The 22,895-nt window shown below is 62.5% G+C and carries 23 protein-coding genes; 19 read left to right on the top strand and 4 right to left on the bottom strand.

What is annotated here, in order from left to right:
• From HCN58_RS24205 to HCN58_RS24120, 18 genes are all read left to right on the top strand, one after another.
• Nucleotides 1-201 (top strand): hypothetical protein, encoded by a 201-nt coding sequence (locus HCN58_RS24205; RefSeq protein ID WP_171581902.1) that lies wholly within the window; start codon nt 1-3, stop codon nt 199-201.
• 13 nt (nt 202-214) lie between these two features.
• Complete coding sequence (locus tag HCN58_RS24200) at nt 215-703, top strand: hypothetical protein (protein WP_171581901.1); 489 nt, start codon at nt 215-217, stop codon at nt 701-703.
• Nucleotides 704-710: 7 nt separating this feature from the next.
• Nucleotides 711-2,789, top strand: coding sequence for an NADH-quinone oxidoreductase subunit NuoG (gene nuoG / locus HCN58_RS24195; protein ID WP_171581900.1), 2,079 nt, complete (start codon nt 711-713; stop codon nt 2,787-2,789).
• A gap of 10 nt (nt 2,790-2,799) precedes the next feature.
• Complete coding sequence (gene nuoH / locus HCN58_RS24190; RefSeq protein ID WP_171581899.1) at nt 2,800-3,870, top strand: NADH-quinone oxidoreductase subunit NuoH; 1,071 nt, start codon at nt 2,800-2,802, stop codon at nt 3,868-3,870.
• A 7-nt stretch (nt 3,871-3,877) separates the two neighbouring features.
• Complete coding sequence (gene nuoI / locus HCN58_RS24185; RefSeq protein WP_028345787.1) at nt 3,878-4,372, top strand: NADH-quinone oxidoreductase subunit NuoI; 495 nt, start codon at nt 3,878-3,880, stop codon at nt 4,370-4,372.
• 140 nt (nt 4,373-4,512) lie between these two features.
• On the top strand, nt 4,513-5,151 hold the full coding sequence (locus HCN58_RS24180; RefSeq protein WP_171581898.1) for an NADH-quinone oxidoreductase subunit J: 639 nt from the start codon (nt 4,513-4,515) through the stop codon (nt 5,149-5,151).
• Nucleotides 5,148-5,456, top strand: coding sequence for an NADH-quinone oxidoreductase subunit NuoK (gene nuoK, locus HCN58_RS24175; RefSeq protein ID WP_171581897.1), 309 nt, complete (start codon nt 5,148-5,150; stop codon nt 5,454-5,456). Before HCN58_RS24180 ends, nuoK begins: the two co-directional genes overlap by 4 nt.
• Before the next feature lie 7 nt (nt 5,457-5,463).
• The gene (gene nuoL / locus HCN58_RS24170) at nt 5,464-7,527 is read left to right on the top strand and encodes an NADH-quinone oxidoreductase subunit L (RefSeq protein WP_171581896.1); all 2,064 of its coding nucleotides are present in this window, start codon (nt 5,464-5,466) and stop codon (nt 7,525-7,527) included.
• The gene (locus tag HCN58_RS24165) at nt 7,527-9,038 is read left to right on the top strand and encodes an NADH-quinone oxidoreductase subunit M (RefSeq protein ID WP_171581895.1); all 1,512 of its coding nucleotides are present in this window, start codon (nt 7,527-7,529) and stop codon (nt 9,036-9,038) included. Before nuoL ends, HCN58_RS24165 begins: the two co-directional genes overlap by 1 nt.
• Nucleotides 9,039-9,048: 10 nt before the next feature.
• The gene (gene nuoN, locus HCN58_RS24160; protein WP_171581894.1) at nt 9,049-10,485 is read left to right on the top strand and encodes an NADH-quinone oxidoreductase subunit NuoN; all 1,437 of its coding nucleotides are present in this window, start codon (nt 9,049-9,051) and stop codon (nt 10,483-10,485) included.
• 60 nt (nt 10,486-10,545) lie between these two features.
• On the top strand, nt 10,546-11,358 hold the full coding sequence (locus HCN58_RS24155; RefSeq protein ID WP_171581893.1) for a biotin--[acetyl-CoA-carboxylase] ligase: 813 nt from the start codon (nt 10,546-10,548) through the stop codon (nt 11,356-11,358).
• Nucleotides 11,358-13,028 (top strand): ribonuclease J, encoded by a 1,671-nt coding sequence (locus HCN58_RS24150; protein ID WP_171581892.1) that lies wholly within the window; start codon nt 11,358-11,360, stop codon nt 13,026-13,028. The genes HCN58_RS24155 and HCN58_RS24150 overlap by 1 nt, the downstream gene beginning before the upstream one ends.
• Before the next feature lie 250 nt (nt 13,029-13,278).
• Nucleotides 13,279-13,683 (top strand): methylmalonyl-CoA epimerase, encoded by a 405-nt coding sequence (mce, locus tag HCN58_RS24145; RefSeq protein ID WP_171581891.1) that lies wholly within the window; start codon nt 13,279-13,281, stop codon nt 13,681-13,683.
• A gap of 6 nt (nt 13,684-13,689) precedes the next feature.
• Nucleotides 13,690-13,965 carry a DUF1467 family protein gene (locus tag HCN58_RS24140; RefSeq protein ID WP_171581890.1) on the top strand — a complete coding sequence of 92 codons (276 nt, stop codon included), beginning with the start codon at nt 13,690-13,692 and terminating at the stop codon, nt 13,963-13,965.
• 329 nt (nt 13,966-14,294) lie between these two features.
• Entirely contained in the window at nt 14,295-14,642 is a 348-nt protein-coding gene (locus HCN58_RS24135) for a hypothetical protein (protein WP_171581889.1), read from the top strand.
• 360 nt (nt 14,643-15,002) lie between these two features.
• The gene (locus HCN58_RS24130; protein ID WP_171581888.1) at nt 15,003-15,422 is read left to right on the top strand and encodes a hypothetical protein; all 420 of its coding nucleotides are present in this window, start codon (nt 15,003-15,005) and stop codon (nt 15,420-15,422) included.
• A gap of 181 nt (nt 15,423-15,603) precedes the next feature.
• The gene (mtnK, locus tag HCN58_RS24125; protein WP_171581887.1) at nt 15,604-16,911 is read left to right on the top strand and encodes an S-methyl-5-thioribose kinase; all 1,308 of its coding nucleotides are present in this window, start codon (nt 15,604-15,606) and stop codon (nt 16,909-16,911) included.
• 407 nt (nt 16,912-17,318) lie between these two features.
• A complete protein-coding gene (locus HCN58_RS24120) occupies nt 17,319-17,774 on the top strand; it encodes a hypothetical protein (protein WP_210266131.1) in 456 nt (151 codons plus the stop codon).
• Nucleotides 17,775-17,841: 67 nt separating this feature from the next.
• Here HCN58_RS24120 and HCN58_RS24115 read toward each other — a convergent pair whose 3' ends face one another.
• The 4 genes from HCN58_RS24115 to HCN58_RS24100 all read right to left on the bottom strand — a co-directional run bounded on the left by HCN58_RS24115 (nt 17,842) and on the right by HCN58_RS24100 (nt 21,994).
• The gene (locus HCN58_RS24115) at nt 17,842-18,876 is read right to left on the bottom strand and encodes an ABC transporter permease (RefSeq protein WP_171581886.1); all 1,035 of its coding nucleotides are present in this window, start codon (nt 18,874-18,876) and stop codon (nt 17,842-17,844) included.
• Between the two features lie 10 nt (nt 18,877-18,886).
• Nucleotides 18,887-20,389, bottom strand: coding sequence for a sugar ABC transporter ATP-binding protein (locus HCN58_RS24110; protein ID WP_171581885.1), 1,503 nt, complete (start codon nt 20,387-20,389; stop codon nt 18,887-18,889).
• Nucleotides 20,390-20,395: 6 nt separating this feature from the next.
• The gene (locus tag HCN58_RS24105; RefSeq protein WP_171581884.1) at nt 20,396-21,415 is read right to left on the bottom strand and encodes a sugar ABC transporter substrate-binding protein; all 1,020 of its coding nucleotides are present in this window, start codon (nt 21,413-21,415) and stop codon (nt 20,396-20,398) included.
• Nucleotides 21,416-21,574: 159 nt separating this feature from the next.
• Complete coding sequence (locus HCN58_RS24100) at nt 21,575-21,994, bottom strand: globin (protein WP_171581883.1); 420 nt, start codon at nt 21,992-21,994, stop codon at nt 21,575-21,577.
• Between the two features lie 462 nt (nt 21,995-22,456).
• On the opposite strand from HCN58_RS24100, the gene HCN58_RS24095 reads away from it, so the two are divergent.
• Nucleotides 22,457-22,831 (top strand): DUF2946 domain-containing protein, encoded by a 375-nt coding sequence (locus HCN58_RS24095; protein WP_171581882.1) that lies wholly within the window; start codon nt 22,457-22,459, stop codon nt 22,829-22,831.
• Nucleotides 22,832-22,895 lie beyond the last annotated feature (64 nt).

Raw genomic sequence — 22,895 nt, 5'->3', positions numbered from 1 at the left:
ATGGCAAACGAACCGGACAGCATTGTGCTGGCGATCCTGCGCCAGATTGATCAGCGCACGGAGCGGATGGCGGAAGATCTTCATGATCGTGTTACCGCCGTCGAGGAAGGGCTTGCCGGCGTCAACCGCAGGCTCGACCGCCTTGAAGTCCGGGTGGATCGGATCGAGAAGCGCCTCGAACCGTCCGTTGTAACGCATTGAGATGATGGCAACGATGTCGCAACCGAGCTTCTGGTGGCAGAGATACGGGACGCTGGCGCAGATGGCGCAGGCGGCCGTGGCGCTGCTCGGCTTTGTTGCGATCCTGTTCCAGATCAACGAAATCCGCACCAACAACCGCGCAGCGAGCGCGCGGCAGGCGTTTCTGGGCTACACCGATCTGGCGTTCAAGAATCCGAAATTCGCGCAGCCGGACTACGACAAGATCAAGGATTCCGGCCGCGACGAGCTGGTCCAGTACGAGAGCTTCGTCACCTACTTCCTCTACGCCTGCGAGGAAGCGCTCGGCGCATTCGCCGGAAAGCGCGAATGGCTGGCCTCCTGCGACTACGACCTGAAGCCGCATCTGCCGTTCCTGTGCGAGAAGAACGCGGCACAGCCGGCCTATCTTGCCACTTATGGCGCCGAGACCCAGCAATGGATCAAGACGTCGATGAAGACCGCCAGCATTACACCGCCAGACTGCAAGCTGGGAAAGACTTGAGACAGCAATGACCAAACTCATCATCGACGGCAAGGAAATCGATGTGCCTGCGGAGTACACGCTGCTGCAGGCGTGCGAGGCCGCGGGCGCCGAAATCCCGCGCTTCTGCTACCACGAGCGGCTGTCGATCGCAGGCAATTGCCGGATGTGCCTTGTCGAGATCAAGGGGGGCCCGAAACCGGTCGCAAGCTGCGCCTGGGGCGTGCGCGACTGCCGGCCCGGCCCGAAGGGCGAGCCGCCGGAAATCTCGACCCGTTCGCCGATGGTGAAGAAGGCGCGCGAAGGCGTGATGGAATTTTTGCTGATCAACCACCCGCTGGATTGCCCGATCTGCGACCAGGGCGGCGAGTGCGACCTGCAGGACCAGGCGATGGGCTACGGCGTCGACACCTCGCGCTTTGCCGAGAACAAGCGCGCCGTCGAGGACAAGTATCTGGGCGCGCTGGTCAAGACCTCGATGAACCGCTGCATCCAGTGCACGCGCTGCGTCCGTTTCTCCGCTGAAGTCTGCGGCACGCCGGAAATGGGCGCCACCGGCCGCGGCGAAGACATGGAGATCACGACCTATCTGGAGCAGGCGTTGACATCGGAGCTTCAGGGTAACCTCGTCGATATCTGCCCGGTGGGCGCGCTGACCTCGAAGCCGTATGCTTTCGCCGCGCGTCCGTGGGAGCTCGGCAAGACGCAGTCGGTGGACGTCATGGATGGCGTCGGCTCCGCGATCCGCGTCGATACCCGTGGCCGTGAGGTGATGCGGATCCTGCCGCGCATCAACGAGGCCGTGAACGAGGAATGGATTTCCGACAAGACCCGTCATGTCGTCGACGGCCTGCGCACGCAGCGGCTCGACCGGCCTTATATCCGCGAGAACGGCAAGCTCCGCGCTGCGTCATGGCAGGAAGCTTTTGCGGCGATCGCAGCCAAAGTCAGGATGAGCGACGGCAAGCGGATCGGCGCCATCGCCGGCGATCTCGCCGCGGTCGAGGAGATGTTCGCGCTCAAGGATCTGTTGGGCCGATATGGTTCCACCAACCTCGCGGTGCAGGGCGGCGACGCTTTCGACCCCAAGGCGGGACGGGCGACCTACATCTTCAATCCGACCATTGCCGGGATTGAGCAGGCCGATGCGCTGCTGATCATCGGCTCCAATCCGCGTAAGGAAGCCGCCGTCCTCAACGCGCGCATCCGCAAGCGCTGGCGCACGGGTCAGCTCAGGGTCGGCGTGATCGGCGCCAAGGCCGATTTGACCTATGACTACGACTACCTCGGCGCCGGCACGGATTCGCTCGGGCAGCTCGCCACCGGCAAGCATTCCTTCGCCGAGGTGCTGAAGGGCGCCAAGAACCCGATCGTGCTGGTCGGCGCCGGCGCGCTCGCGCGGCACGACGGCGCCGCGGTGCTGGCGCTGGCGGCCAAGGTTGCCGCAGGCGTTGGCGCGCTCAAGGACGGCTGGAACGGTTTTGCGGTGCTGCAGGATACCGCCGCGCGCGCGGGCGCGCTCGATATCGGCTTTGCGGCTGATACCGGCGGGCTCAGCCTGGCGCAGATGACGACCTTCGGCACGCTCGACGTGCTGTTCTTGTTAGGAGCCGACGAGGTGAAGGTGCCGGACGGCACGTTCGTGGTCTATATCGGCACCCACGGGGACCGCGGCGCGCACCGCGCCGACGTCATCCTGCCGGGCGCGGCTTATACCGAAAAATCCGGCCTCTACGTCAACACCGAGGGCAGGGCGCAGATCGCCAGCCGCGCGGCGTTTCCGCCCGGAGAGGCGCGCGAGGACTGGGCGATCATCCGCGCGCTATCGGACGTGCTCGGCAAGAAGCTGCCCTATGACTCCCTCCAGGCGCTGCGCCAGGCGCTCTTCAAGGCCGTGCCGTATCTGATGCGGATCGACCAGATCGAGCCCGGCAAGGCCAGTGACGTCAAGGCGCTGGCGGGCAAGAAGGGCGGCAAGCTCGACAAGACCCCGTTCAAGAGCTCGGTCGAGGATTTCTATCTGACCAACCCGATCGCGCGGGCCTCGGCGGTGATGGCGGAATGTTCCCGGCTGGCGGCCGGGCGAATGCTGACGGCAGCGGAGTGAGCGTGACGTGATGGCTGAATTCTTCGCAAGCTCGTTCTGGACCGGCTTTCTCTGGCCGCTGATCGTCATGGTCGCGCAAAGCCTGTTGCTGCTCGTCGTGCTGTTGATCGCGATCGCCTACATTCTGCTTGCCGACCGCAAGATCTGGGCGGCGGTGCAGATCCGCCGCGGCCCCAACGTGGTGGGTCCCTGGGGCCTCTTACAATCCTTCGCGGACCTTTTGAAGTTCGTGCTGAAGGAGCCGATCATCCCGTCCGGTTCCAACAAGGGCGTGTTCCTGCTGGCGCCGCTGGTGTCCTGCGTGTTGGCGCTCGCCGCCTGGGCTGTCATCCCGATGGATCTCGGCTGGGTGATCTCGGACATCAACGTCGGCGTGCTCTACATCTTTGCGATCTCGTCGCTGTCGATCTACGGCATCATCATGGCCGGCTGGTCGTCGAACTCGAAATACCCGTTCCTGGCGGCGCTTCGCTCCGCGGCGCAGATGGTGTCCTACGAAGTCTCGATCGGCTTCGTCATTATCACAGTCCTGCTCTGCGCCGGCTCGCTCAACCTTTCGGCGGTGGTGGAAGCGCAGAACGCCCGCGGTTTCGCCAGCCTGATCGGGCTGCCGCAGCTTACCATCCTGAACTGGTATGTGTGGCCGCTGTTTCCGATGTTCGTGGTGTTCTACGTTTCGGCGCTGGCTGAGACCAACCGTCCGCCGTTCGATCTGGTGGAAGCGGAATCCGAACTGGTCGCGGGCTTCATGGTCGAATACGGCTCGACGCCGTATCTGCTGTTCATGCTCGGCGAATATGTCGCGATCACCACGATGTGCGCGATGGCGACGATCATGTTCCTCGGCGGCTGGCTGCCGCCGGTGGCGCTGCCGCCCTTCACCTGGATCCCGGGCGTGGTGTGGTTCGCGCTGAAACTGTTCTTCATGTTCTTCCTGTTCGCGATGGCAAAGGCGATCGTGCCGCGCTACCGCTACGATCAACTGATGCGACTCGGCTGGAAGGTGTTTTTGCCGTTGTCGCTGGCGATGGTGGTGATCGTGGCCGGCGTGCTGCAATTCGCCGGCATCGCGCCGAAGTGAGGCCATCATGAGTGTCAACGTCAACGCAACGGCCCGGGCGCTTCTCTTGAGCGAATTCGTATCGGCGTTCTTCCTCGCCATGCGCTATTTCTTCAAGCCGAAGCCGACCATAAACTATCCGTTCGAAAAGAACCCGATCTCGCCGCGCTTCCGCGGTGAGCATGCGCTGCGCCGCTATCCGAACGGCGAGGAGCGCTGCATTGCCTGCAAGCTGTGCGAGGCGATCTGCCCGGCGCAGGCGATCACGATCGAGGCCGGCCCGCGCCGCAATGACGGCACCCGCCGCACCGTGCGCTACGACATCGACATGGTGAAATGCATCTATTGCGGCCTGTGCCAGGAAGCCTGCCCGGTCGATGCCATCGTCGAGGGACCGAATTTCGAATTCGCGACCGAGACCCGCGAGGAACTGTACTATGACAAGGCGAAACTGCTCGCCAATGGCGACCGCTGGGAGCGCGAGATTGCGAAAGCCATCGAACTCGACGCGCCGTACCGGTGAGGTGAGGGCATGATCCAGATTTTAACGTCATTCCGGGGCGTGCGAAGCGTGAACCACGATGCGCAATTGCGCATCGGAGAATCTCGAGATTCCGGGTCTGGTCCTTCGGACGATCCCGGAATGACGAGAGGGACGTTCGCATGATCCTTCCCGCGCTGTTCTTCTACCTGTTTGCCGGCGTCTGCGTGGCGTCGGCGGTTATGGTGATTGTGTCGCGCAATCCCGTGCACTCCGTGCTGTTCCTGATCCTGGCGTTCGTCAACGCGTCGGGCCTGTTCGTGCTGATGGGCGCCGAATTCCTGGCGATGATCCTGGTGGTCGTCTACGTCGGTGCGGTCGCGGTGCTGTTCCTGTTCGTCATTATGATGCTCGACGTCGATTTCGCCGAGCTGCGCGAGGGCTTCATCGAATATCTGCCGATCGGTCTGGTGATCGGCGGCATCTTCCTCGCCGAACTGCTTTTGGTTGCCGGCGGCTGGGTCATCAATCCGGGCACGGCGAAGTCGATCACGGCGGCTATCCCGAATAACATCAGCAACACCGAGGCGCTCGGGCTGGTGCTCTATACGAAGTACATCCATTACTTCCAGATCGCCGGCATGGTGCTTCTGGTCGCGATGATCGGCGCTATCGTGCTGACGCTGCGCCACAAGGCGAAGGTCAAGCGCCAGGACATCAGCGTGCAGAACGCGCGCACGCCGGAGCTCGCGATGGCCGTGCGCAAGGTGACGTCGGGGCAGGGGCTGCAGGATGCGGACGCGGCGGAGTGGGTGAAATGACGATCGGTCTGGGACACTATCTCGCGGTCGGCGCCATCCTGTTCACGCTCGGGATCCTCGGCATCTTCTTAAACCGCAAGAACATCATCGTCATCCTGATGTCGATCGAGCTGATCCTGCTCGCCGTCAACATCAACCTGGTGGCGTTCTCGACCTTCCTCGGCGACATCGTCGGCCAGGTGTTTGCGCTCTTGGTGCTGACGGTGGCAGCCGCTGAAGCTGCGATCGGCCTTGCGGTGCTGGTGGTCTATTTCCGCAACCGCGGTTCGATCGCGGTTGAAGACGTTAATCTGATGAAGGGCTGAAGCGGCTATGGTTCAGGCAATCGTCTTTCTGCCGCTGCTGGGCGCCATTCTGGCCGGCCTGATCGCGATCTTCGGGGCGCATGCGCGCAATCCGAGCGGCGATGAGGTCAAGCATCACGACCACGGGCATGGCGATCACGCACATGCCGCCGAGGCACATGGCCGCGACGATCACGACCACGACGAGCATCATGTCGCCGAGCCGCCGGCTCAAGGTTCGCGAGCGGCCGAGCTGATCACGACAGGGCTTCTGTTTGTGTCGGCGGCGCTTTCTTGGGTGACGCTGGTCGACGTCGGCTTCATGCATCACGATGCGCGGATCGCGCTGTTCCCCTGGATCAATTCCGGCGATCTGCAGGTGTCGTGGGCGCTGCGCGTCGACACGCTGACCGCCGTGATGCTGGTGGTGGTCAACACCATATCCTCGCTCGTGCACCTCTATTCGATCGGTTACATGGACGAGGATCCGTACCGGCCGCGGTTCTTTGCTTATCTGTCGCTGTTCACCTTCGCGATGCTGATGCTGGTGACCGCTGACAATCTGGTCCAGTTGTTCTTCGGCTGGGAAGGCGTGGGGCTAGCGAGCTACCTGTTGATCGGGTTCTGGTACCACAAGCCGTCGGCCAACGCTGCCGCGATCAAGGCCTTTATCGTCAACCGGGTCGGAGACTTCGGCTTCGCGCTCGGCATTTTCGCGATCTTCATGCTGATCGGCTCGACCGACTTTGAAACGATTTTCGCGGGCGCGCCGGGGCTGTCGGGCAAGACCATCGATTTCTTCAGCTGGCATGCTGATGCGCTGACGCTGACCTGCCTGTTGCTGTTCATGGGCGCGATGGGCAAATCGGCCCAGTTCCTGCTGCACACCTGGCTGCCGGACGCGATGGAAGGTCCGACGCCGGTGTCGGCGCTGATCCATGCGGCTACCATGGTCACCGCCGGCGTATTCATGGTGGCGCGCCTGTCGCCGCTGTTCGAACTCGCGCCGAACGCGCAGGCCGTCGTGATGTTCTTCGGCGCCACCACCGCGTTCTTTGCGGCGACCGTCGGCCTTGTCCAGAACGACATCAAACGCATCGTCGCCTATTCGACCTGTTCGCAGCTCGGCTACATGTTCGTGGCGATGGGGGCGGGCGCCTATTCGGTCGGCATGTTCCATCTGTTCACCCACGCCTTCTTCAAGGCGCTGTTGTTCCTAGGCTCCGGCTCGGTGATCTACGCGATGCATCACGAGCAGGACATCCGCAATATGGGCGGGCTGAAGGACAGGATTCCCTACACCTACAGCGTGATGGTGATCGGCACACTGGCGCTGACCGGCTTTCCGCTCACGGCCGGCTATTTCTCCAAGGACGCGATCATCGAGTCTGCGTATGTCGCGCATAATCCGTTCGCGTACTACGGCTTTGCGATGACGGTGATCGCTGCCGGCCTGACCTCGTTCTATTCGTGGCGCCTGATCTTCAAGACGTTCCACGGCGAGCCGCACGACCAGCATCATTACGAGGCCGCCCACGAGGCGCCGCTGTGGATGCTGATCCCGATCGGCATCCTGGCCGCCGGATCGATCCTGGCCGGTTTCCCGTTTAGGGAAGTGTTCGCGGGCCACGGCGTGGAAGAGTTCTTCCGCGAGTCGCTCAAGATGCACCCGCACATCATCGACGAGATGCACCACATCCCGCAGACGATCGCGTTCCTGCCGACCGTGATGATGGTGCTGGGCTTCCTGGTGTCCTGGCTGTTCTACATCCGCCGGCCCTACCTTCCGGTCGAACTCGCCGGTCAGCACCAGATGCTCTATCAATTCCTGCTCAACAAATGGTACTTCGACGAGCTCTATGAAATCATCTTCGTTCGACCGGCGAAGTGGCTCGGCCGCTTTCTGTGGAAGAAGGGCGACGGCTTCGTCATTGACGGCTTTGGCCCCGATGGTGTCTCGGCGCGCGTGCTCGATGTCACCCGCAATGTGGTGAAGATCCAGACCGGCTATCTCTATCATTATGCATTTGCGATGCTGATCGGGGTCGCGGGGTTGATCACCTGGTTCATGTTCGGCTTGGGAGGCCAGTAATGACAACCTGGCCCATTCTTTCGGTCGTCACCTTCCTGCCGGTCATCGGCGCGCTGGCGATCTACATCACCCGCGGCGACGACGAGGCCGCGCGCCGCAATGCGCGCTGGATCGCGCTATGGACCACGCTGGTCACCTTCGCGGTGTCGCTGATCCTGGTCTGGCGCTTCGATGCTGCCAACCCGGACTTTCAGTTCGTCGAAAAAGCGAACTGGCTCGCCAGCGGCATCACCTATCACATGGGGGTCGATGGCATTTCGCTGCCGTTCGTGATCCTGACCACCGCGCTGATGCCGTTCTGCATCATCGCGAGCTGGAAGTCCGTCACCAATCGCGTACGCGAATACATGATGGCGTTCCTGCTGCTGGAAACGCTGATGGTCGGCACCTTCTCCGCGCTCGACCTCGTGCTGTTCTATCTGTTCTTCGAAGGCGGCCTGATCCCGATGTTCCTGATCATCGGCGTTTGGGGCGGCCCGCGCCGGGTCTATGCATCGTTCAAGTTCTTCCTCTACACGCTGCTTGGCTCGGTCCTGATGTTGCTGGCAATCATGGCGCTGTACTGGAATGCCGGCACCACCGACATCCCGACCCTGATGCACACCGCCGTGCCGCGCTCGTTGCAGACCTGGGCCTGGCTGGCGTTCTTTGCCTCGTTTGCAGTGAAGATGCCGATGTGGCCGGTGCACACTTGGCTCCCCGACGCCCACGTCGAGGCGCCGACGGCGGGCTCGGTGATCCTGGCCGCGATCCTGTTGAAGATGGGCGGCTACGGCTTCCTGCGCTTCTCGCTGCCGATGTTCCCGCTGGCGTCGCAAGATTTTGCGCCGCTGATTTTCTCGCTGTCGGTGATCGCCATCGTCTACACTTCGCTGGTGGCCTTGATGCAGGAAGACATCAAGAAGCTGATCGCCTATTCCTCTGTCGCCCATATGGGCTTCGTCACCATGGGTATCTTCGCTGGCACCACGCAAGGCGTGGCCGGCGGCGTATTCCAGATGGTGTCACACGGCATCGTCTCCGGCGCGCTGTTCCTTTGCGTCGGTATCGTCTACGACCGCATGCATACCCGCGAGATCGTGGCCTATGGCGGCCTCGTGAACCGGATGCCGCTCTATGCGCTGGTGTTCATGGTGTTCACTATGGCCAATGTCGGGCTGCCCGGCACATCCGGCTTCGTCGGCGAGTTCATGACGCTGCTCGGCACCTTCAAGGTCTCGATTCCGACCGCGACCTTTGCCACGCTCGGCGTCATCCTGTCGGCAGCCTATGCGCTGTGGCTCTATCGGAAGGTGGTGTTCGGTGCGCTGACCAAACCGTCGCTCGCCAGCATCAAGGATCTGACCTTCCGCGAAAGCCTGACGCTGTTTCCGCTGGTGGCGCTGACCATCCTGTTCGGCGTCTATCCGAAGCCGGTGCTCGACATGTCTGCGGCCTCGGTTCAGCAACTCGTCAACAATTACAATGCCGCCGTGACTGCCGTGAAGGCAGCCGCGCTGGTTGCCCAGTAAGGCCCCCGCCATGAGCTTTTCGAGTGCAGGTTATCAGTTGCTGCCGGTGTTGCCGGAGCTGGTGCTGGCCGTCGGTGCCATGGCGCTGTTGATGCTCGGCGCCTATCGCGGCGAGGGGACCACGAAAATCGTCACCACGCTTGCGGTCGTGCTGCTGGTCGTCACCGGCGCGCTGGAACTGATGCTGCCGGCGGGAAAGCTTACCACCTTCGGCGGCAGCTTCATCGTCGACGACTTTGCCCGCTTCCTGAAGGTTCTTGCGATCGTCGGTTCGGCGGTGACGCTGATCCTGTCGACGGAGTTTCTGTCCGATCCGTCGCGGCGGATTTTTGAATATTCGATCCTGGTTCTGCTCTCCACGCTCGGCATGATGGTGCTGATCTCGGCCGCCGACCTGATCATGCTCTATCTCGGGCTCGAGCTGATGTCGCTCGCGCTCTACGTGGTCGCTGCCTCTAACCGCGACAACGCCAAGTCCACCGAGGCTGGCCTGAAGTATTTCGTGCTCGGCGCGCTGTCCTCGGGCATGTTGCTCTACGGCGCTTCCCTGATTTATGGTTTCACCGGCACGGTCGATTTCGCCGGTATCGCAGCCGCAGTGAAGACCGGCAGCGTCGGCATCGTCTTTGGCCTGGTGTTCCTGCTGGCCGGGCTCTGCTTCAAGGTGTCCGCGGTGCCGTTCCATATGTGGACGCCGGATGTCTATGAGGGCGCGCCGACGCCGGTCACGGCATTCTTTGCCTCGGCGCCGAAGGTCGCAGCGCTTGCGGTGTTCACCCGCGTCACTTTGACGGCTTTCCCGGGCATCGTCCCGCAATGGCAGCAGATCCTCGTGTTCGTCGCCATCGCCTCGATGGCGCTCGGCTCGTTCGCCGCGATCGGACAGAGGAACATCAAGCGCCTGATGGCCTATTCGTCGATCGGCCATATGGGGTTTGCGCTGGTCGGGCTCGCATCGGGCACGGTGGAAGGCGCGCAGGGCGTGCTGGTCTACATCGCAATCTATGTCGCGATGACGCTCGGCTCCTTCGCCGTCATCCTGACCATGAAGCGCAACGGCCACGCGATGGAGCAGATCAGCGATTTCGCAGGCCTGTCGCGCACCAATCCGATGCTGGGGTTCTTCTTCGCGATGCTCTTGTTCTCGCTGGCTGGCATTCCGCCGCTGGCGGGCTTCTTTGCCAAATGGTACGTGTTCGTCGCCGCGATCAAGGCGGGACTGTTCACGCTCGCTGTCATTGGCGTGCTGACCAGCGTCGTGGGTGCGTTCTACTATCTCACCATCATCAAGGTGATGTATTTCGACGAGCCGGCCGGCCAGGTCGAACCGATGCGCATCGAACTGCGCACGGTGCTGGCGGTTGCCGGTATCTTCAACATCTTCTTCTTCGTATATCCGGGGCCGCTGGTCAGCGTCGCCACGGCGGCGGCGAAGTCGCTCTTTTAGGTACATGGTCCCGAAAGCCGGCGTCCGGCTTTCGTAGCGGATCATGCGCAGAAACTGGAAATGACCTTCTCGCTCGGTCCCAAAGCCACATCGGCGCGCTATCGTCTCGCCGCCTTCGACCAAGTCGGTTCGACCAACGCCGAAGCCATGGCGTGCGCCCGTAACGGCGAGGTTGGGCCGATGTGGTTCGTGACAACGGAGCAGACGGCCGGACGAGGCCGCCGGCAGCGCGCCTGGAGCGCGCCGCGCGGCAACCTCGCCAGCAGCATTCTCGAAGTCATGGATGTGTCTCCGGCGGTTGCGGCCACGCTCGGCTTTGCCGCAGGTCTGGCACTGGAAAGCGCGCTGCAGAAACTCAGCATCGAAGCCAATATGCGGCGGGCCGGCGCGGACCCACTGAAATTCGCCCTGAAATGGCCTAACGACGTGCTGGCGGAGCGGCAGAAGCTCGCGGGGATCCTGCTGGAGGCCGAGGCCGTGGCGGGCAACCGGCTCGCTGTGGTCGTCGGAATCGGCACCAATGTCATTGGCGCGCCCGAGGGCACGCCGACGCCGGCGACCTCACTCTCGGCGCTCGGCGTCCATGTCGGCGCGGAGGAGCTTTTCACGGCGCTGTCGGAGGCCTGGGTAGAATTCCGCGGCATCTGGGACAACGGCCGCGGCTTTACCGAAATTCGGAAAGCCTGGTTGGAGCGCGCCTTCGGCCTTGGCGAACGGGTTGCGATCCAGACCGGAACCGCGACCCTCGAAGGCAAATTCGACACCATCGACGAGAGCGGCTGCCTGATCGTCAGGACAGCCGAGGGCAAGCGCGCGGCCGTCACGGCGGGCGAGGTCTATTTTGGCGCGGCGGCGTCGGTGGGAGCGGCCTGATGGCGCGGCCGGATGAACTGACATTTGCGCCGCTCGGCGGTGTCGGCGAGATCGGCATGAACCTGTCGATCTACGGTCTCGGCAACCGCCACCAGCGGTCCTGGCTCGCGGTCGATCTCGGCGTCTCCTTTGGCGACGAGGAGCACCTGCCGGGCATCGACCTGATCATGCCCGATATCCGGTTTCTCGAAAAAGAGCGCGACAACCTGATGGGCCTGGTGCTGACGCACGCCCATGAGGACCATTTCGGCGCCATTATAGACCTCTGGCCGAAGCTGCAATGCAAGGTCTATGCGACCCAATTCAGCGCGGCGCTGTTCGAGGCCAAATGCGCCGCCGAGCGCAACCCGCCGAAAATCCCGGTGACGGTGGTGCCGTCCGGCGGCCGCGTCGAGCTTGGGCCGTTCACCGTCGAGTTCATTCCGGTCGCGCATTCGATTCCGGAATCGCATGCGCTGGCGATCCACACTTCGGCCGGCACCGTGCTCCATACCGGCGACTGGAAGATCGATCCGACGCCGATCATCGGCCTGCCGACCGACGAGCGGCGCTTGCGCGAACTCGGCGATGCCGGGGTGCTGGCGCTGGTCGGCGATTCCACCAACGCGGTGCGGGACGGACGCTCGCCCTCGGAAACCGAGGTCGCCGCCACCATCAAGAAGCTGGTCGGCGCCGCCAAGGGCCGGGTCGCCGTCACCACCTTTGCTTCCAACGTCGCGCGGGTGAAAGCGGTGGCGGACGCCGCCAAGGCCGCCGATCGCGAGGTGGTCGTGGTCGGCCGCGCCATGGAGCGCGTGGTGCAGGTCGCCCGCGAGACCGGCTATCTCGATGGCGTGCAGAACTTTCGCAGCGCCGATTATTACGGCCATTTCCCGCCGGACAAGGTGCTGGCGCTCTGCACCGGCAGCCAGGGCGAGCCGCGCGCCGCGCTGGCCCGCATCGCCAATAACGACCACCCGCAGGTGACGCTGAACAAGGGCGATAGCGTGATCTTTTCGTCGCGCACCATTCCCGGCAACGAGAAGGCGGTCGGCGGCATCATCAACGGCCTGGTCGTCCAGGGCATCGAGGTCATCACCGACCGCACCGATCTCGTCCACGTCTCCGGCCATCCGCGCCGCGACGAGCTGCGCGACATGATCTCATGGGTCCGCCCGCAGATCCTGATCCCCGTCCATGGCGAAGCGCTGCATCTGTCGGAGCACGCCAAGCTCGCGCGCGCCGCCGGCGTGCCGAAGGTCTTGACTTGCCGTAACGGCGATCTGGTCAAGCTCGGCCCCGGCGACCCCGGCATCATCGACGAATTGCCGGCCGGGCGAATCTACAAGGACGGTGCGATCCTCGAGGATTCCAAATCCCGCGCGGTCGTGGAACGGCGGCGGATGGGATTCGCCGGCTGCGCCTTTGTCGCCATCGCGCTGACCGACAAAGGCGAACTGGCCGACGACCCCGAGGTTGATCTCGTCGGCATCCCCGAGAAGAATACGGCCGGCGAAATCATCGACGAGATCGTGTTCGACATGGTGGTATCGACCGTCGAGGGCCTGCCGCGGGCGAGGCGGCGCGACGCGGACGCAACGGCGGAATCGGTGCGGCGTGCGGTGCGGGCCGTCATCGCCGAGAACTGGGGTAAGAAGCCGATTTGCCTCGTTCATGTTCTGACGGTTTGAGGTAGAAAGCACTAGTTCTACTGCGTCACAACTCAACCCTCATCCTGAGCAGCCCGCAAAGCGGGCGTCTCGAAGGATGTAGGCCACAGACGGGGCCGCATGGTTCGAGACGCGCGGAGCCTGTCATCGGGCCGCGCTATGCGTGGACCCGTTGGCGCTCCTCACCATGAGGGGCGGCTTATGACATAGTAAGGTTAGCGGACCGCGCGCGTGCGCCGGAAGATGCATCGAAGCAGGGAGTGGAGTAATCATGCTGGGCCGCCTCAATCACGTCGCGATCGCAGTCAAGGACGCGGAAAAAGCCGCCAAAATCTATGGCGGCGCGTTCGGCGCGGAAATCTCCGGCGCGGTGCCGCTGCCGGAGCATGGCGTCATCACCGTGTTCGTGACGCTACCCAACACCAAGATCGAGTTCATCCAGCCGCTCGGTGACGCCTCGCCGATCGCCAAATTCGTCGAGCGCAATGCCGACGGCGGCATCCATCACATCTGCTATGACGTGCCCGACATCATCGCCGCGCGCGACAAGCTGATCAGCGAGGGCGCGCGCGTGCTCGGCGACGGTGAACCCAAGATCGGCGCCCACGGCAAGCCGGTGCTGTTCTTCCACCCGAAGGATTTCTCCGGCGCGCTCGTCGAAATCGAACAGGCTTGAATCCTGATGGCATACAGCATCTCGACCGCGCTCGCGATCTACTTCGTGCTGTGGTGGGTCGTGCTGTTCACGACACTGCCGTTCGGCGTCCGCAGCCAGCACGAGGACGGTGAGGGCGCGCCTGGCACCGACCCCGGGGCGCCGGTCATGGCGCGGATGGGCTGGAAACTGCTCTGGACCACGGTCATCTCGGGCGTGGTCTTCGCCATCGGGATGTGGGCGTATCAGCAGGGCTATTTGAATATCGAGCGGCTGTCGAAGCTGATGGGGCTGCCGTTTTAGGACTGGGCATCATGGTGCGCGGCGTAATTCCAGGGATTTTGCTGCTTGTATTGGTCGGCGGTCAAGCTGCCGCGATGGACCCATCCGCCATGGAGGAAACCAACTGCCTGATGGCCTGCGATGCCAATCAGGAGAATTGCGGAGCAGGGCAGGCTCCCCAGAACATCAGCCACGCGCGTGCTGCCCGTTCTTCGCAGCGAAAAGCGAACTCGTTACTGATCCCGGGCGCGCAGCGGACGACCAGGCTGTCGACGGCCTATAAGAGAGCACGATCTCAACCAAGCGAGGGTAACCCTTAGCTTGCCGCGTGAACTGCCGGGGGAACAGGAATGAATTTTCAAAGAATATTGCTGGCGCTTGTTGTCCTGCTCGCGGCCGGCCTTGCGGGCGCGTTCTACATGAACTGGAAGACGCTGGGACAGCTTCGGACGGTGAAAGCTTTCGTGGAGAGCACAGTGTTCGCAGATGCGGTCGCCGCCTGCGAGAGTGCGCAGAGCGCGACGCCGTTCAAATGGACCGGCGGCAAGCAAACCGCCGTGATCGGCCTGACCTCCGTCAAGCTTAACAAGGACACGATCATTCCGGGCTATACGCTGGTCGCCGACAGCGTTTATTGCGATTATGATCCGATCAAGAAGAAGGCCGATATCGGTTCGAATTTCCTGGAACGGGAGTGAGCGCAAAGCTCCTCTATTGCGCTCAGACCAGACGCATGAACAGACCCAAGCAGATCAGCATGAAATGGCTCGGCATGGTTGGTGCGCTCATTGTATGCGCGGTCGTATGGTACGGGTTGTCCTATCCGAGCGCGACAGTGCGATATCGACTGACCCTCGAAGCGCAAGTGGGCGACGAGCGGAAGGCGGCATCCGGCGTTCGCGAGGTGACCTACAGCAGGCAGCCGCAATTGGCCAGCCAACGCGAGCTTTCCATCGGAGTCAGGGGGAAAGCGATCGCGGTCGACCTAGGGTCCCCCGGGCACGTTGTTTGTGCTTCTCACGGCAGGTGCCGACGACCGGTCAGGGGCGGAATGGATAGTGCTTAGGGCCTTCGATCTTAACGACGGTAGCCTCCCGTCGCTGGTCGAAGACGGCATCAAGCAGGTCTCGCACCTTTCCGGTAAACGCGAGCTGCCCTTGGATAGTCTTCCTATGCTCGTGCGATTTCGGGACCCGAGCGATCTGCGGTCTGCCGAGAGGGTAGGTCCGCTTAACATCGGGGAACGCTTCGGCGCAGATGCAAAACTGCTGCGCGCTACGTTGGAGATTGTTCCTGCCGGAATCTGGCCGCTCAATTCCTACGGCGTCACGGGCGAACCGATAACGACCGGTATCGAACGCAAGCTCGCTTGGTGGAATGGTCCATTTCCTTGGCTTAAGCCGACGGGGCACGGCGTGTCTATCGATACACGCACGGACGCGTTCAAGCTCAATAAGGAAGACTTCAAGAGAGGATAAGCGCGAATAACGATCTCCACCATCCGTTTTGCCCAGCTTATTTGAGGCGCCGGGGCAAGCCGGGACAGCGAACACGCTGGTCACCGGCAACGTCTTTTGCCTATGATGCCGTGAAGAAAAGGCCGGCTTGAATTTCGGGGAACGGGAGTGAAGTGCCCGTGCCGGCAGGGTGGAGACCGCGATGAGTTCACAGCGTCGATCATCGATTGATCCGCGGCAGCATGAATATCGAGTTTTGCATGAGGCCGATCTGCGGGATTACCTCGCAGGACTTCCCGAGATTACGGCCCGGCTCGGCGGCGCCCCGGCTTTCTGGTCGATCGGCGAGGTCGGCGACGGCAACCTCAATCTCGTCTTCATCGTCAAGGGGACGGCGGGCGGCGTTGCGGTCAAGCAGGCGCTGCCTTACGTGCGGCTCGTCGGCGAGGGCTGGCCGCTGCCGCTGTCGCGCTCGCATTACGAATATCTGGCGTTGACGCATCAGGCGCGGCTGGCGCCCGGTCTGGTGCCTGATGTGCTGCACCACAACGAGGCGCTCGCCCTTGTCGTCATGGAATTGCTCGCGCCGCACATTATCATGCGCAAGAGGCTCGTGGCCGGTACGATCTATCCACGTTTCGTCGAGGACATCACGACGTTCCTGGCGCGGACGCTGTTTCTTTCGTCCGACCTTGCGGTATCAGCCGCCGAGAAGAAGGAGGGGATCGCCGCCTTCGCGGGCAACCACGCGCTCTGCAAGATCACCGAGGACCTGATCTTCACCGATCCCTACCGCGTGGCCGAGCAAAACCGCTGGACGCAGCCCTGGCTCGATGCGACCGCGGCGGCTTTTCGCGAAAACCTTGACCTCCACGTCGCGATTTCGCGGCTGAAACTGAAATTCCTGAACGCGGCGGAAGCCCTGATCCACGGTGATCTCCACACCGGATCGATCATGGTGACGGAAAGCGAGACCAAGGTGATCGATCCCGAATTCGCCTTCTACGGTCCCATGGGTTTCGATATCGGCGCGGTAATCGCCAATCTGCTGATGGCTTATCTCGCGTCCGCCGGTCACGAGCGTTCGCCGGGCGAGCGCCGCGCGTTCGAGGCTTGGGTGCTGGAGACAGTCGAGGGTGTCTGGACCGAGTTCGCCCGCAAGTTCCTGGAGCTGTGGCGGACGCAGGCGGGAGGCGATGCCTACCCGCGGACGCTGTTCGAGGGCGAGGTTGGCGCGGCGCGGCTGGAGACTGAGCGGCAGGCCTATATGGCGCGGCTGTTTGAGGACACAGTCGGATTCGCGGCCGCAAAAATCATCCGCCGGATTCTGGGGCTCGCGCATAACATCGATTTCGAATTGATCGAAGACCCGAAGCGGCGGGCGATCTCCGAGGCGCGTAGCCTGCGGCTGGCGCGGACGATGATGGTGGACGTAGCCTCGTTTTCGACGATCGGCACAGTTACGAAAGCGGCGCGCGAGGTGCGCGACTGGCAACCGGATTTCGCCTGATTGCTCCAGATCATCCTACGGGAGGGGCGTTCCCCGGATGCAGTGCCGCGCGCCGCGCTTGTACTCGGTCCGCGCTCTGCGCGGCCCGAGCACAGGCTCTGTGGTGCACTGCTGATCCGGGGTCCACACGCTGCGATGGGTGCCATCCGCGCCAGCAGAATCATAACGCTGATCAATATCTTCAAGCTGAATCGCGGATGCGCGCCACGACGCCAATTTTTCGGTAGTTCCCGAATTAACCGCCAGCGCGGCCATAAAGGTTAAATAACAAGCTTACCCAAGGGATTTGGTTGCTCGCCTCAACGGGAGAGCTAACCGTCTAAGCCGCATTTCGAGAGATTTTTGGTGCCTGCTCGTATTTTCATTCAAGGAGCACTGCCGTGGTACGTTCAACAAAGCCGCCGATTTTGGATACGATCGATCTTGAACGCGAGATCGAAGAAGAGTTTCGCAAACTGCCCATTCGCGAATCCCAGCCGATCGATTTCGCGCCGCCTTCGGTACGCGCACCGGAGTTGAAGATGCCAGATTATGTGGAGCATAGCGACGGCGCCACGGAGATCGGCAAACTATCAGCGGAAGCTGTTGTCCGCGAATATGAAGCCGCCGCGAAGGACATCGAGGCCCTGGGCGTTGAGCTCATCGAGCAGGCCAGGCAATGCGAGGTTATGAGCCGCGAAGCGCTCGCAGTAACCGAAGAACTGAAGGAAACCGCGGCACGCTACCGCGCGGAAGCCAAACGCGTCTTTGTTCAAATTGAGAGCTGTTCGTTGGTGACGGCGGAGGTACGCAAGATCTGCGAAGAAATGAAGGAAAAGATCGCAGCTCCGGCCCTGGTCGAAGCTCAAGCCAACGAGAAATGAGGCCCTAGCCATCACTGATCGTGTGTCCTAATTCCGACTGATCGCGGCACCACTGCGAGCATATGCCTTAGTCGGCAGTCCTCTCCCGCAAGCGCTGTGCATAGACGTTGATCACCAGCGCGGCCAGCAGGATCAAGCCGCGGATCAAAATCTTCAGGAAACTATCGATGTTGACGTGGTCGAGCCCGTTGTTGAGGACGCCGAGCACGAACAGGCCGACGATGGTGTTGCCGATGCCGCCGCGGCCGCCGAACAGGCTGGTGCCGCCGACCACGACAGCGGCGATGGAATCCAGCAAATAGGTGTCGAACTCGTTCTGCTGCGCGCTGCCGAAATGCGCGACCCCGAGCATGCCGCCGATCCCCGAACAGACGGCGGAGATGACCATCACGCTGCCGAGGATCAGCTTGACGTTGAGCCCGGAATATTCGGCGGCCTCGCGGTTGCCGCCGACCATATAGATGTAGCGGCCGAAGCGTGTGTAGGTCAGCACCAGATGGCCGCCGAGCAGCATCAGGGCTGCCACAATCACGATCCAGGGTACGCCGCCGATCGAGGACGATCCGAGCGTTGAGACCAGCGGCGGCACCTTGTAGGCGATCTGCCCGCGCACCAACAGCGCCGAGATGCCGGCCGCGATCTGCATCATCGCCAGCGTCATGATGAAAGAGGGGATGCCGATCACCGTCAGGCCGAATGCGTTGACGAGGCCGAGCAGGGCGCAGAGCGCCAGCGCCAGCAGGATCGCCGCCCATCCGGGCATCGGGACATTGGCAATGTTGACGTAGGATTCCTGCAGCGTGAAATAGGCGACCGCAATGCCGGTGACGTTGGCGATCGCGGCGATCGAGAGGTCGATCTCGGCGCAGAGGATCACGAAGGTGAGGCCGACGGCGATGATGCCCGTGACAGAGATCTGGGTCAGGATGTTGCCGAGATTGTCGAGCGTCGCGAACGAGGGGCTGGCAGCGGCGAAGAAGCCAAACAGGCAGATCAGCGTCAGGAACGGCGCGATGTTGCGCATCTGGGAGCGCAGCATCGCCGCGAGCCGGTGCGGGCGCTTGCGATCTGCCGCGACTGTCACGCTTTCACCGGTCGTCATGTCGGTCTCCTCACGCCGCTTCGAGCAGGCGGTCCTTGCTGATCCGTTCGTTGGAAAATTCCCGCACCACCGCGCCGCGCTTGAGCACGAGGACGCGGTCGGCGAGCGACAGCACCGTCTCCGGCTCGGTAGAGAGCACGATGACGGCGAGGCCCTTGGCGCGCAAATCCCTGACGATATGGATGACGTCGTCCTTGGCACCGACGTCCATGCCGCGGGTCGGCTCGCACAGCACCAACAGCCGCGGCGGATAGCTCAGCCATTTCGCCAGCGCTACCTTCTGCTGATTGCCGCCGGACAGCATGCCGAGATCGAGTTCGACCGCGGCCGGGCGGATCCGTAACTGGTCGACCTGCCGCGTGGCGATCTTGCGTTCGCGCGAGGGCTTCAGCAGCAGGGATGAAATGCGGTCGAGGACGCTAATCGAGATATTCTTGTAGACCGGCTCCTGGTGGAACAGCATGTCGCGCCGGCTCTCGGGCACGAAGGCGATGCCGGCGCGCCGTGCGTCAGCCGTGCTGCGGAAGGTCTTTTGACCGCCGGCGATCGCCAGCGTGCCCTGGTCGGGCCGGAGCTTGCCGAACAGGATCCGCGCCAGTTCGAGCTGCCCGCATCCCATAAAGCCGTAGATGCCGAGCACTTCGCCGGCGCGGACGTCGAACGAAACGTCCCGCAGGCTGCGGGCGAGCGAAAGCCCGCTCGCATTCAGCACCACGGGCTTCTCGGCGGGCGGCGGCAGCATGATGTCATGGGTATAGGTCTCCTCCAGCGCCTCGCGGCCTTTGCCGATCATGGCCTCGATCAGCGCGGGCTTGCTGGTCTCGGCGGCTTTGGTCTCCGCGACCTTCCTGCCGTTGCGGAACACCGTCACGACGTCGGAGACGCGCAGGATGTCCTCAATGAAATGCGAGATGAAGACGATGCTGGTGCTTTCGTCGCGCAAGCGTTTTAGTGTCGCGAACAGGCGCTCCACTTCGGGCGGCGACAGCGCCGAGGTCGGCTCGTCGAGGATGATGATACGGGCGCCCGAGAACAGCACGCGGGCTATCTCGATCAATTGCTGCAGCCCGATCGGCAGGTCGCCAAGCCGCGACATCGGATCGACATCGATGCCGAAGCGTTTGAGCTGCTCGCCGGCCTCCCGCGCCATCCGCCGCCATTGCACGAAGCCAAAACGGTTGGTCGGCTGATTGCCGAGAAACACGTTCTCGGCCACCGACAGATCAGGCGCCACGCTGAGTTCCTGATGCACCATCGCAATGCCCGCCGCATGCGCGTCGCGCACCGATCGAAAGCGGGTTTCCTTTCCGTCCAGGATGAAGCGGCCGGAAAAATCGGCATGCACGCCGGCGATGATCTTCATCAGCGTGCTTTTGCCCGCGCCGTTCTCGCCGACGAGGCCGTGGATCTCGCCGGGAGAAAGCGCGAAGTCGACACCACGAAGGGCTTCGACACCGCCGAACGCCTTCGTGATCTCTTGCAGTTCAAGGATGGGCTTAAGTCCCGTGGGCATGCTGGCTCAGATCAGGAAGTGGTCCTCCATCCATTGCATGCCGGCGGCGTTCGCCTTGGTCACGACCGGGCCGTCCGTGATGACGTGCTTCGGGATACCCTGTCCGCTCTTCTCGCCGGCCGTCACCGCGGCGACGCCGGCGATGATGGCGCCGCCATGGATGCGGCAGGAGGGATTGCGGACGGTAGCGAACATGCGGCCTTCGCTCACGGCCTGGATCGCCGGCGGCATGGCGTCGACGCCGCCGATCAGAATATTGGTGCGGTTGCGGGCCTTCATGATGTTGTAGGCGGCCAGCGCCATATCGTCATTGTGGAAAAAGGCCGCATCGATCTGCGGGTGCTTCGTCAAATAGGTCTCCCACAACCGCGCCGTCTTCGAGACGTCCCAGTCGGCGGGCTGGGTGTCGAGCACCTCGATATTCGGGAACTGCTTGACGACGGATTCGAAACCCTTGGCGCGGCCCTGTGCGCCGGTATGGCCGAGGGCGCCTTGCGTCATGATGATCTTGCCCTTGCCGCCCATGGCGTTGCACAGCGCCTGGGTCACGGAAGCGCCCATGAATTCATTGTCGGGCGCCAGGAACGAATGAACCTTGATCTGGTCGAGCGGCGCGATCAGCGTGTCCATGTCGATCACGGGAATGCCGGCATCGATCATCTTTTGCACGGGCTGGGTCAGTGTGCCGATGCCGAATGCCTGGATGGCGACGAAATCCCATTTTTGCGAAGCCATGTTGTCGATGGCGGCGCGCTGCTTGACCGCGTCGAGCTGGCCGTCGAACCAGGTGACTTCGACGTTGAACAGCTTGCCCCACCATTCCGCGGCCTGCTTGCCCTGGGCGCACCAGGTCGCCTGCAGGCCTGCATTGGAGAACGCAGCCTTCAACGGTTTTTCCGAGCGCGCGGCTGCCGCCAGCGCTGGATTAATACCCAGTCCCCCGAGCAGGGCGGTGGCTGCGCCAGCCGCGCCCGCGGCCTGAAGAAGGTCGCGCCTGGTCGTTGCCGATTTGTCAGTTCCGGACATCGTTTGCTCCCTCGCTTGTCGTTTGTTATCGCCGTCGGCGTCGATTGCACGCACCGCGGATCGAGCAGTCTTTCACACTCGGCGCATTTCCGCCACCGGATGACCCAACTGCTTGCAACAATGACGTTCAAGGAATCCTTGTGGCCAATTGGCCCGTGGTCAGGGCTGGTTATTTTCACACTGCACTGCAACGAGACTCTCGATCTCGCCGAGCAGCGTCCGCCACGCCACATCGACTTCGTCCGACCAATCCGGCCCGACGACTTCGCGCAGCGTCTGCGCGATGATGCCGAAGAACGCGACGAACAATTCCCGCGGCGTGCCGTAAGCGTCGTGCGAGGAAGCTTCCGATGCGATCAGGCGGAAATGACCGGTACGTTCGCCGGCAAAATCCAGAATGGCGTCGCTCGTCAAAGCGAGCATCGAACGCTTGACGAGTTCGCTGCCGTCGGTGCGGAACATCGTCCGTGCTTCGGCGTGCGCTTCGAACAGGCGGCGGTAGACCAGCGGCGTCAGATCTTCGCAGCGCTCGGCAGCGATCCCAAAACTTCGCTCGATCGGATTTGACGATGCCGTCATTGTCGTTTGCGATGGTCACGAAAAAAAGAGCAGGGCACCAAGCCCTGCTCAAAAATTGTGTCGACCCTTAATTTCCCCGAAAATTGAGATTTGCTCTTGATTGTCGAGGCGACGCTGCTTGTGCGCGTCAGGGCTCCTCCCGAGACTTGGACCACCAAGCTTTGCCTCTCGGCCAGCCTGAGCCTCGATTGGTAGACCATCTTTTTCGTCTTGTCACCATTTTCGGCAACGTTTGTTCAAAATTCCAGCACTCTGCGAAATGATTGGGAATTTGCGACTAGTGGTTGTGGATTTAGCTGCCATTCGCCCGAGGCTTGGTATTATAGTAGGGCGCCCACCAAATGCTGCAAAACGCATCGCTTTTCGCCGGATTTAGTCCCTGAAGCTGCAACATAGTTCCGGGAACCTGATCTCGACTTCGGACTCCTGTAGTGATTAAGGTCTGAAGCGGATGGGTTTGCGATGCGCCGGCGGCTGAAGAATTTTCTGCCAATTGTCCTGATTGCCCTGGTGGTGCAGATTTTTGCACCGATCGGCGCATGCTGGGCCGCGAGCATCGCAAGCGCCGACCCGCTCGCCGGCGCCGTGATCTGCCACGGCAATGGCGCGCCCGGTGCCGGGCAGTCCGATCAGGCCGGCCACCGCGCCCATGACGGATGCTGTTCGGTGTGCAACATGCTGCAGACCGGCGCGCCGGTCGACACGCCGCAGACATCCGACATCATCGCGATTGGTCGCCAGCCCGAGCGCGTGGTCTGGATCGAGTTTGACCCCGAGCGGTTCGCTTCCCGCGCCGGTTCGCAAGCGCAGGCGCGCGCGCCTCCCTTCATTTCCTGAACCTCACTTGACCTTCGTCAACCGGTGCGGCCCGCGGTCGTGCCAGTTCGTTCAATTGAGCAAG

Origin of the sequence: Bradyrhizobium australiense (genome assembly GCF_013114825.1) — a bacterium.
Lineage (GTDB): Bacteria > Pseudomonadota > Alphaproteobacteria > Rhizobiales > Xanthobacteraceae > Bradyrhizobium > Bradyrhizobium australiense.
The sequence above is the reverse complement of the archived record's forward strand: the minus strand, read 5'-3'. Positions and strand labels throughout refer to the sequence as shown.